The organism is Bacteroides sp. HF-162 (assembly GCF_015679285.1).
Classification (GTDB): domain Bacteria; phylum Bacteroidota; class Bacteroidia; order Bacteroidales; family Bacteroidaceae; genus Bacteroides; species Bacteroides uniformis.
Genome location: NZ_CP064937.1, coordinates 2,206,192 through 2,217,774 on the forward strand (window position 1 = coordinate 2,206,192; position 11,583 = coordinate 2,217,774).

The 11,583-nt window shown below is 43.6% G+C and carries 5 protein-coding genes and 1 pseudogene; 4 read left to right on the plus strand and 2 right to left on the minus strand.

Going from position 1 to position 11,583, the window contains the following annotated elements; genetic code table 11:
• Positions 1-2: 2 nt before the first annotated feature.
• Positions 3-1,376 (minus strand): MFS transporter, encoded by a 1,374-nt coding sequence (locus ITJ87_RS08840; protein ID WP_117966256.1) that lies wholly within the window; start codon positions 1,374-1,376, stop codon positions 3-5.
• 19 nt (positions 1,377-1,395) lie between these two features.
• A complete protein-coding gene (locus tag ITJ87_RS08845; RefSeq protein ID WP_117601172.1) occupies positions 1,396-2,400 on the minus strand; it encodes a LacI family DNA-binding transcriptional regulator in 1,005 nt (334 codons plus the stop codon).
• A gap of 215 nt (positions 2,401-2,615) precedes the next feature.
• Between ITJ87_RS08845 and ITJ87_RS08850 the strand changes: the two are divergent.
• From ITJ87_RS08850 to ITJ87_RS08865, 4 genes and pseudogenes are all read left to right on the plus strand, one after another.
• Positions 2,616-3,772, plus strand: a pseudogene (locus tag ITJ87_RS08850) (arabinogalactan endo-beta-1,4-galactanase).
• A gap of 28 nt (positions 3,773-3,800) precedes the next feature.
• Entirely contained in the window at positions 3,801-6,278 is a 2,478-nt protein-coding gene (locus tag ITJ87_RS08855) for a glycoside hydrolase family 2 TIM barrel-domain containing protein (RefSeq protein WP_117966253.1), read from the plus strand.
• A 719-nt stretch (positions 6,279-6,997) separates the two neighbouring features.
• Positions 6,998-9,991 (plus strand): TonB-dependent receptor, encoded by a 2,994-nt coding sequence (locus ITJ87_RS08860; RefSeq protein WP_117966250.1) that lies wholly within the window; start codon positions 6,998-7,000, stop codon positions 9,989-9,991.
• Between the two features lie 16 nt (positions 9,992-10,007).
• The gene (locus ITJ87_RS08865; protein ID WP_220186790.1) at positions 10,008-11,576 is read left to right on the plus strand and encodes a RagB/SusD family nutrient uptake outer membrane protein; all 1,569 of its coding nucleotides are present in this window, start codon (positions 10,008-10,010) and stop codon (positions 11,574-11,576) included.
• Positions 11,577-11,583: the final 7 nt, after the last annotated feature.

The window sequence follows — 11,583 nt, forward strand, 5'->3', positions numbered from 1 at the left end:
TCTTAGTTTGCTTTCTCTCCTTTGGTCTCTTTGATTAAATATACACAGAAAGCACCGATTATCAGCATGACTCCTGCTAACACAAGCATATTGATTTCAGGAGGCAGTCCTCCTTTGGGAGTAAACAAGGCAAGGATGATGCCGCCCAAGGCTGCCGCTATAATCTGCGGGATACAGATAGTTCCGTTGAAAAGTCCCAGATAAGTACCCATGTGTCCTCCGCTCAGTGCGTTGGTTAGGATGGTGAACGGCAGTGCCAGCATGGCAGCCCATGCGCACCCTATCAGCAAGAAGGAAATGAAGAGCATATAAGGGTCGTGTATGAAGTAGGTGGAAATGAAACCTATACCTCCCAGAACAAGGCTGAGTGAGTAGACGCAGCGGCGGTCCTTGAACATCGGTATGCAGATGGCCCAAAGCACAGAGCCGATGGCTTGCACGGCAAACAGTACGCCTACCCAGTCGGCGGCATTCTGATATTGCAGGCTCTTGGTGTCGAGTACTATTTTGGTCACACCATCTACCAGGTGCTCTACTGTAGGAGCGTCGAAAGCATTGGCAGCGATGCTGCCGTTGGTATAAGTCCACATGAACATAAAGGCAAACCAGCAGAAGAACTGTACCAGTCCGATAGTCCAGAATGCTTTCGGAGCGTTGATGAGCAGCTTCAGCATGTTGGTCTTTTCATGTTCCTCTTCTTCGGTGATGCCGTGATACTCTGCATATTCGGCAGGCGGCATCTCTTTTACTTTGATCGAAGTGTAGATGACGCAGAAGATAAGGATGGCCGCTCCGATGTAGAATGAGTAAATAACCGAGGCGGGGATTACTCCTTGGGGAGCTGTATTGCTGATGCCAATCCATGCAAAGATGAACGGGAAGAGATAACCCACCAGGCTACCTGCATTGCATAGAAAACTCTGGATGGAGTAGGCGAGTCCTTTTTGTTTCTCATTCACCATGTCGCCCACCATCATTTTGAAGGGCTGCATGGCCATATTGATGGAGGTATCAAGGAACATCAGCGATACCAGACCGAAAATCATGGCTGTACTTACTGCCATGCCGAAGCTTCCGGCATTGGGTAGCAGGCACATGACGAGTACGGCCACCAACGAACCTATAAACAGATAAGGAATGCGCCGTCCGAAGCGTGTCCAGGTCTTGTCACTGGCGGCTCCCACAATGGGTTGTACAATGATACCTGCCAACGGCGGCAGGATCCAGAAATAACTCAAATTATGCGGGTCTGCACCCAAAGTGGAAAAGATACGGCTGATGTTTGCACTCTGCAAAGCATATGCAATCTGCACGCCGAAAAAACCAAAGCTGATGTTCCACAGCTTCCAGAAACTTAAATCGGGTTTTACTTTCATGATGGTTCAATATGTTTTATTATTTCGTTGTTCCTCTTATCACCAGATTGGTACGTACTATCTTGTTGTTGCTTTTCTCTTCTCCCTCCAGCTTTCCGATTAGAATGCTGAAAGCGCTTTTACCTACTTCCTCGCCATGTTGCTCCACAGTAGTCAGCTTCGGGTCGGTGCTTTGGGCAATGGCTCCGTCGGTGAATCCGCAGATGGATACTTCATCGGGAACTTTTATGCCGACCAGTTTGCAGGCATACAGTATGCCTGAAGCTGTCTCGTCGTTGATGGCGAAGAAACCGTCAGGGCGGTTTTCGCTTTCCAATAGGTCGGGAGTGATGGAGATGGCGCGTTCACGGGTGTCGCACAACAGAATCATGCTGTCGTCCACTGGAATTTTATACTTCTTCATGGCATCCAGGTAGCCGTTCCGGCGATTCTTGGTAATCTCCAGGTGGGGAGCCGCACTATAGAAAAGAATACGCTTGCATCCGGTCTGTATCATGTATTCCACGGCCGCAAAGGAGCCGGCATAGTCGTCCACCACCACTCGCTCGGTTTTCAACCCCGTACATATACGGTCGTAAAAGACGATGGGAATGTCGTTGTTCAGCAGCTCCTGATAATGGTCGTATTTGGAAGTATCCTTGGCAAGTGAAGCGATGACTCCGCAGACACGGGCGGCAAGGAAAGAATGCACAATCTTCACTTCCTGCTCGTACGATTCGCTGCTCTGCGCCACTATGATATTATATCCGGCATCCGCCGCTGCTTTCTCAATTCCACTCAATACGCAGGAAAAGAAGTGGTGTACCAGTTGGGGAACAATGACGCCGATGGTATTGCTGCGGCTTGCGCGGAGGTTTACAGCCAGTACATTGGGCTTATAGCTATGTTCGCGCGCATAGGCATGGACAAGATCACGAGTTTCCTTGCTGATGTCCGGATTGTCTTTCAGCGCTCTTGACACGGTAGAAGGGGAGACATTCAGCGCCCGGGCAATATCCTTGATGGTAATCTGCGGTTTATTCATGGTATAGTTTTGAGGACAAAGATAAGGTAAACTTCCCTAATCCGATTGCAAAAATAACGTAATATGGTAAATTGGGCTTATTCGTTGAGGTTTATCGGGTTGTAAGTTTGTGCAAACGATTGCAGACACCCGTATTTTGACAAATAGAGGTGATATATAGTTCTATATTCCCTAAATGCTTATATTTGCAGTATGCAATTAATGATGATAACGCCATGAAACACATGAAGTTCTTGACTTTCTTTTTTTGTATTGCCTTTGCCGTATTTGCATGCAGCAGCAATAATGAGACAGACCCCAACGCCGGTGGACTTCCCGATAAGGAGGAACCTCTGGTTACGGACTTTGCTAAAGGTGCCGACATCAGTTGGGTGACGGAGATGGAACATAAGGGTATGAAATTTTACAATACCTCCGGTGTGGAGACCGATTGTTTCCAGCTGATGAAGGATTTGGGCCTGAATGCGGTTCGACTCAGAGTATGGGTCGACCCCAAAGAACACGATAACTGGTGCAATATGGCCGATTTGGTGACGAAAGCCAAACGTGCCGCAGAGCTGGGCATGGACGTAATGGTAGACTTCCATTACAGTGACTGGTGGGCCGACCCTGGACAGCAGCATAAGCCTGCTGCATGGAAAGGACTGAACTTGGCCGACTTGAAGAAAGCCATCGCCGACCATACTGCCGATGTACTTAATGCGCTGAAAGCGGCAGGAGTTACTCCCAAGTGGGTTCAGGTAGGTAATGAAATCCGTCCGGGGATGCTTTGGGATGAAGATGCTGCGTTGAGCGGTGCGTCCTATGATGTGAGGGAATGTGATGTAAAGGGTTCCAACAGCACTTCCGAGAAAGTGAAATACCGTAAGAACTTTGCCAACCTGGATACGATGCGGTAAAGTCCGTCTTCGACGATGCCATTGTCATCGTCCATCTGGACAATGGATATGACAACGAATTGTATACCTGGTTCTTTAATGAACTGAAAGCCAATGGCGGTAAGTGGGATATGATAGGCATGTCGCTCTATCCTTACTGGACGATGCTCGAGCACAAGGAATATACAGCTGATAGAACTATTACCGAGTGCATTGCCAATATTAATAGTGTAGCCCGGAAATACAACTGTGACGTGATGGTGGTGGAAACCGGCATGGAGTGTGCCGACGACAAAGGGAATCTGGCAAGTGCTTCCGTGCTGGCAGAAGGGAAACGCCAACTGGCCCGTGTCCTGAAAGAGTGCAAGGAGAATACCGGCGGACGTTGCAAGGGCGTGTTCTACTGGGAACCGGAATGCAGGCCGAACCAATATCGGCTGGGGGCATTCACTGAAGATGGTCGCCCCACTGTGATAATGGATGCTTTTAAATAATTATATTAACAAAATCTTTTAAAGAAGAATGAGAAAGACAATACTTATCTTTTCCTGCTGCGCCAGTTTTGCCTTGGCGGCAATGGCGCAGCGTACAGAAGCATTGTTGGAAAAGAACTGGAAGTTCACCAAGGGAGATGTTCCCGAAGCAACACAAACAAATTTCGACGACAGTAAGTGGGAAACAGTGACCATTCCTCATGATTGGGCCATCTTTGGTCCGTTCGACCGCAACAACGATTTGCAGGAGGTAGCGGTTACGCAAGACCTTGAAAAGCAAGCTTCCGTAAAGACCGGGCGTACCGGAGGGTTGCCTTATGTGGGTGTCGGTTGGTATCGTACGGCTTTTGATGCTCCTGCCGACAAGCAGGTCACTCTGGTTTTCGACGGTGCTATGAGTGAGGCTCGGGTCTATGTCAATGGGAAAGAAGCTTGTTTCTGGCCTTTCGGATATAACTCTTTTCATTGCGATGTTACCGGTTTGCTGAATGCCGACGGTAAAGACAATGTGCTGGCTGTCCGTCTGGAAAACAGACCCCAGTCCTCCCGTTGGTATCCGGGGGCGGGATTGTATCGCAATGTCCGCCTGGTTACTACGGAACGTGTCCATGTTCCGGTTTGGGGTACACAGCTCACCACACCGCATGTCTCTGCTGAATACGCTTCCGTGCGTCTGCGTACTACAATACGGAATGCCGGTGATGCGGATGTTCGTATTTCTACTGATATTATTGCGCCGGACGGTAAGATAGTAGCCCGTAAGGATAATAGCCGGAAAATTAATCACGGACAGCCATTTGAGCAGAATTTTCTGATAAATGCTCCGTCTCTGTGGTCCCCTGAGACACCTTATTTATATAAGGCAGTATCTAAGATTTATGTAGATGGCAAACAGACTGACGAATATACCACGCGTTTTGGTATCCGCAGCATTGAGATTATAGCTGATAAGGGATTCTTCCTGAATGGTAAGCACCGTAAATTCCAGGGGGTATGCAATCACCACGATTTGGGCCCGTTGGGTGCGGCTGTCAATGTGGCTGCTCTTCGCCGTCAGTTGACATTATTGAAGGATATGGGATGTGATGCAATCCGTACCTCCCACAATATGCCTGCCCCCGAATTGGTGGAACTCTGTGACGAGATGGGCTTTATGATGATGTTGGAACCTTTCGATGAATGGGATATTGCCAAATGTGAGAATGGTTATCACCGCTATTTCAACGAATGGGCAGAAAAGGATATGATAAATATGCTGCATCAGTATCGGAACAATCCTTGTGTGGTAATGTGGAGTATAGGAAATGAGGTTCCTACCCAATGTAGTCCCGAGGGCTACAAAGTGGCTTCTTTCCTGCAGGATATTTGCCACCGCGAAGACCCTACACGCCCCGTTACTTGCGGTATGGACCAGGTGACTTGCGTGCTTGCCAACGGGTTTGCGGCAATGATTGATGTACCTGGCCTTAATTATCGGGCTCACCGTTATGTGGAGTCTTATGAGACTCTTCCACAGAATATAGTGCTCGGTTCGGAGACAGCTTCCACTGTAAGTTCCCGTGGTGTCTATAAATTTCCCGTACAGAAGGGGGCAAGTGTGATGTACGATGACCATCAGTGTTCCGGTTATGATGTGGAGTGTTGTTCCTGGTCGAATCTTCCCGATGAGGATTTTGCTTTGGCTGATGATTATGACTGGACAATCGGACAGTTCGTCTGGACGGGCTTTGATTATTTGGGTGAGCCTTCTCCTTATAGTACGGATTCCTGGCCCAGCCACAGCTCCGTTTTCGGTATCATAGACTTGGCAAGCCTCCCCAAAGACCGTTTCTATCTGTACCGCAGCCTATGGAACAAGCAGGCAAATACCCTGCATGTCCTTCCGCACTGGACGTGGCCGGGCAGGGAAGGGGAGAATACTCCGGTTTTTGTTTACACCAGCTATCCCAGTGCCGAACTGTTCGTCAACGGAAAGAGTTATGGCAAACAACGGAAACTTACTGCTGATGAAAGCCGTGCTTTGGAAGGTCAGGACTCCCTTGCTTTGCAGCGTCGCTATCGCTTGATGTGGATGGATGTTCCTTATGAACCGGGCGAAGTGAAAGTGGTGGCTTATGATGCTTCCGGTAAGCCTGCAGAAGAAAAGATGATTCGTACCGCTGGCAAGCCCCATCACCTGGAGCTGGTTGCCGACCGCACCCGCTTGTCTGCCGATGGTAAGGACCTGGCATATATCACAGTCCGTGTCGTGGATAAGGACGGTAATCTTTGTCCGGCAGACAGCCGCATGGTAAGCTTCTCGGTGAAGGGTGCTGGAAAATATCGCGCTGCTGCCAATGGAGATGCTACCAGCCTCGATTTGTTCCATCTGCCCAAGATGCCGGCTTTCAGCGGTCAGCTGACGGCTATTGTGCAGAGTGGCGAGCAAGCCGGTGAGATTGTGTTTGAGGCAAGGGCTAAAGGATTGAAGTCCGGAAAGCTGGTACTTTATACTTCAGAGAAATAAATAGCACTATTTGCTTCCACTCTACCACACCTGCTCTGTAACCCTTTGTTCATCGATGTTTGAGGTGCGGTGGAAGCAACAGAAAAAGGTGGAAGCAAATTTTGCTTCCACCTCTGTTTTTAGGGCCGACATGATGTTAACTTGTTGTAATGTAGTAAGTTAATATCATGTCGGCCATTTTGTTAATATCGTGTTAATGGCATATTAATATTGTGCAGACACGTTATTCATATCCTGAAAGTATGTTGCTTGGTTTATACATGTATGGCATTTCTTCAGTAAAAGCTTTGTGTTTCTTTTGTTTTGTCTTGATGTTGTGTAGTGCTTAACGGTCGTAAAGCGATTTGTTGACGGCCGTTAAGCGATCTGCCAACGGCCATCGACAAATCGCCTAACGGTCGTTAGGCGGTGAAAATATCTGTAGTTCAGTAGAATAATCATATATGTTATGTGCAAGAATGCTACATGTGTAGTGGAAAGAAACGCTGTATTATGATATATCAAGTGATTTCTCTATCTTGTGCAACCGCATGCAATCGTTTGCACTGTTCGTTTCTCACATTTTGCTCTTTCTTTATACTTTACTAAATTAATAAAGCATATTTTTGTTGCGTCATGCTTTAGGTACTTGAAAGACGTTAGAAAACAAAAGTACGAAAATTATTTTTCGAATAATATATATAGGTAATTAATATTGTTAACTTTAATTTATTAAATGCATGAAGCAAGTTAATCTTAGAATCTGTCAAACGATTCTTACCCTAATGTTGGGGTTGTTCTTGTCAGTTGGCGCTTATGCACAGAACATTACCGTGAAAGGGCATGTGAAAGATGCCACGGGATTGGAAGTGATTGGTGCAAATGTCGTAGAAAAGGGTAATACCACAAACGGTACGATAACCGATCTTGATGGTAATTTTACGCTGACAGTTCCTCAGGGAGCTACACTAACAGTTTCCTTTATTGGTTATAAAGCACAAGAGGTAGCTGCGGCTCCTTCGGTGGTTGTGACATTGCAGGATGATTCACAGTTATTGGATGCAGTTGTTGTTATTGGTTACGGTACTGTTAAGAAAAATGACTTGACTGGTTCTGTATCTACTGTTGAAGCTGACCAAATAAACAAAGGTGTAGTTACATCTCCTGCTGACTTGTTAAGAGGTAAATCTGCAGGTGTTGTCATTACTTCAGGTAGTGGTCAACCTGGTTCAGCTTCTACTATTCGTATTCGTGGTGGTTCTTCTCTGAAAGCTACGAATGATCCGTTGATTGTTATTGATGGATTACCAATCAGTAATGAAAGTATTAGTGGTATGGGAGATCCATTGGCTAGTATCAATCCTAATGACATTGAAAGTTTCACGGTTTTGAAAGATGCATCAGCCACTGCCATCTATGGTTCCCGTGCTTCCAATGGTGTTATTGTAATTACTACTAAAAAGGGTTCTAAGGGAGGAAGTGCCATACCTAAGATAAATTTAGATTTTTCCGCATCTTTGAGCCAAGTTCCTCAATATGTAGATGTAATGAGTGCAGATCAATTACGTTCTGCTGTTGAATCCTATCTCGGTAAGGAGTCTGATGCTTACAAAGCATTAGGTAAATCTGACACAGATTGGCAGAAAGAGATTTATAGACTGGCACAAACTTATGAGGCAAATTTGAGTTTTAATGGTCAATTGGGCTTAGGAAAGGTTGGAAGCATACCTTATCGTTTATCTGGTGGATACTTGAGTCAAGAAGGTGTCTTGAAACGTTCTAAAATGGATCGTGGAACAATGTCACTAAATCTTGCACCTTCTTTACTTGATAATCACTTGACAATTAACATGAATGCTAAAGGTATGATTACCAACAGCGACTTTGCCAACCAGGATGCTATAGGTGCTGCTATCCATATGGATCCTACTCAGGCGATTTATGATAATTCTGATAGAGGTAATCATGGTTATTATATGTGGCGTGGTTTAGATGGTAATTGTAATACTATGGCTACACAGAATCCAGTTGCTTTACTAAATGAGAAGAATGATATTGCTGACGCAAAACGTTTTATAGGTAATGCTCAACTTGATTATCGTTTCCATGGTTTTGAGGATTTACGTTTTAACTTGAATGTTGGTTTGGACTTTTCTAAGAGTAGTGGAACAAAAGACACTCCTGAAGGTTCTGAACAATCTTTGCATAATACAACAGAATCCGGTTCTGGACGGCATGCAAATTATGATTATATGAGACGTGACCAGACTTTGGAAAGCTACTTTAATTATAATCATGCTTTTGGTGACCATCATGTGGATGCTATGGTGGGTTATTCTTGGCAACATTTTTATAAGGCAGAGAACTCTTTAGATGTTAAACAAAATGACAGAACAGCTGTGTTGGCTCAAAAGAATTCAAGAACAGAATATTATTTGGTATCTTTCTTTGGACGTGCCAATTATACCTATTCAGACAAGTATATGTTCACCTTTACATTGCGTCGTGATGGTACTTCCCGTTTCCAGAATAATAAATGGGGTACTTTCCCATCTGTAGCTTTAGGATGGAACATTGCCAATGAGGACTTTTTGAAAGAGAATAAAATTCTTTCTAATTTGAAATTACGTTTAAGTTGGGGACAAACAGGTCAGCAAGACTTGAATGAAGGTAACTATCCTTCACTTGCGACATATTATACTAACCAATTGGGTAGCTATTACTATTTCGGTAATGAACTTATTAATCCAGTTACAGCCTTAGGATATAATGCTGACTTGAAATGGGAAACAACTACTACATGGAATGTCGGTTTGGATTATGGATTCTTGAATGGTAGAATTTCCGGAGGCATTGATTTCTACTATCGTAAAACAGATGATTTGATAAATAAAATACCGGTTTCAGCCTTATCTAACCTAACCAATTATCTGACTTCCAATATTGGTAATCTGGAGAACACGGGTGTTGAATTTGAAATCAATACTGTTCCGGTAGAGACCAAGGATTGGCACTGGGAATTAGGAGCCAATGTAGCTTGGAATAAAAATAAGATTACTAAGTTGACTGCCAGTGAAAGTGATAAATCTATGGTAGAAAGTAATGGTATCAGTGGTGGTGTTGGAAATATCCTTCAATATCAGCAGGTTGGATATCCTACAAATTCTTTCTATGTATATGAACAGGTTTATGATAAGAATGGAAAACCTATTGAGGGGGCTTATGTAGATCGTAATAAAGATGGTAAAATTGATGCAGAAGATAAATATTTCTTCCATAAGCCGGCTCCTGATGTAACGTTGGGTTTCAATACTTCTTTGCGCTATAAGAATTGGAATTTGGCAGCTTCAGCTCATGCTAATATTGGTAACTGGGTGTATGACAATGTCTCTTCAGATAATGAAATGTTGGCTGATTTGTGGACAAACAATTTTGTATCCAATCGTATGTCTTCAGCAATGAACACTAATTTCAATCAAGCTCAATATTTGTCTGATTATTATTTGCATAATGCCTCATTCTTTAAGCTGGATAATATAACATTAGGTTATACATTCAAGGATTTATTGAAGGCTAAAGATCGTAATATGAATCTGAATTTGTATTTTACAGTTCAGAATGTATGTACCTTCTCTAAGTATGACGGCATCGATCCCGAAATATCTAATGGTATAGACAATAATCTTTATCCTCGCCCAAGAACTTTCATATTGGGAGCTAAGTTTAATTTCTAAGAATAACCTAAAAGAATTGAAATTTGGTATGAAACTATATAAGAATTTGATATATGTATTGTTGCTTTCTGCTGGTTTGACTGCAACATCTTGTGTGGGTGACTTGGATGTTACTCCAATTGATCCTAGTACAAATACGTCAGATAAAGCATTGAATTCGGCTGCTGACTTTAAAGCCTTTTTGGCACAGTGTTATACTGGATTTGCTACAAGTGGATCTTATGGTCCTGATGGGGATTCTAACATTTCCGGTATGGATGGTGGGCAAAGCCAATATTTTCGTGGTTTGTTCCATTTGAATGAATATACTACGGATGAATGTGTTGTAGGCTGGAATGACCAGACTATTCAAGATTTGCATGGCTTAGCTTGGACTACTTCTGATACGTTTATCTTTGCACTTTACTCTCGTATTTTTTATCAGGTATCCATGTGCAATGAATTTATTCGTCAGGCAAATGCTTCTTCTCTTGATTTTCCGGAGAAAGCAGCATATATAGCAGAAGCTCGTGCTTTGCGTGCATTGGCTTATTACCATGCTATAGATATGTTTGGTAATGTTCCATTTGCTGATGAAACATCTTCTGTTAGTTCTGTTGCTCCACAACGTATTACACGTAGTGAATTGTTCACTTGGCTTGAAACAGAATTGAAAGATTTGATTGGTGCTAATAGTGCATTGGCTGAAGCTCGCCAGAATGAATATGGCCGTATTGATAAGGGAGGCGCCAGCATGATTTTAGCTAAATTGTATTTGAATGCTGAAGTTTATATCGGTACTGCCAAATACAATGAATGTGCTCAGATTTGTAAAGAAATTCAAGGAAAGGGTTATTCTTTGCATCCTAAATACGAAGAACTGTTTATGGCCGATAATAATGAAACAAGTACAGATGAAATTATATTTGCAGTAGAGCAAGACGGCATCAATACTCAAAGTTATGGTGTAACTAATTTCATTATATTTGCTTCTGTTGGTGGTAAGATGGATGCTGCTGCTATGGGTATTTCTTCTGGTTGGGGAGGTATTCGTGTAACTCCGGAGTTCTATGATTCGTTTGTTACGGGAGATCAAAGAGCAATGTTCTTTACGACGGAACAGCAAAAAGAAATTGATGATATTGCTAATTTTCAGCATGGCTATGCATTTACTAAATTTAAAAATGTGCGCAGTGACGGAAAGGCTACTTCCAATGTGGGATTTGTAGATACAGATTTTCCTGTATTCCGTTATGCGGATGTTTTGTTGATGTTGTCTGAATGTGCTGTGAGAGGTGCATCTACCGTTACAGTAAGTGAAGGCGCTGCTGCTTTATCATTGGTTCGTGAGAGAGCCGGGCTTTCTGCTGTATCTGCCTATACCTTGGATGATATATTGAGAGAGCGTGGATGTGAGTTATATCTTGAATGTTGGCGTCGTTCTGATTTAGTCCGTTTTGGAAAATTTACTTCTGACTCTTATGTTTGGTCTTGGAAAGGTGGCATTAAAGCTGGAAAAGGTGTAGATAGTCGTTATAATCTGTTTCCTATTCCAGAACGTGATTTGAATGCTAATCCTAATTTGATTCAGAATGAAGGTTACTAAATAAAAT

Excerpts from the sequence above, each read along its gene's own strand:
- ITJ87_RS08840 (WP_117966256.1), bottom strand. The coding sequence starts at position 1,376 with ATGAAAGTAAAACCCGATTTAAGTTTCTGGAAGCTGTGGAACATCAGC.
- ITJ87_RS08845 (WP_117601172.1), bottom strand. The coding sequence starts at position 2,400 with ATGAATAAACCGCAGATTACCATCAAGGATATTGCCCGGGCGCTGAAT.
- ITJ87_RS08855 (WP_117966253.1), top strand. The coding sequence starts at position 3,801 with ATGAGAAAGACAATACTTATCTTTTCCTGCTGCGCCAGTTTTGCCTTG.
- ITJ87_RS08860 (WP_117966250.1), top strand. The coding sequence starts at position 6,998 with ATGAAGCAAGTTAATCTTAGAATCTGTCAAACGATTCTTACCCTAATG.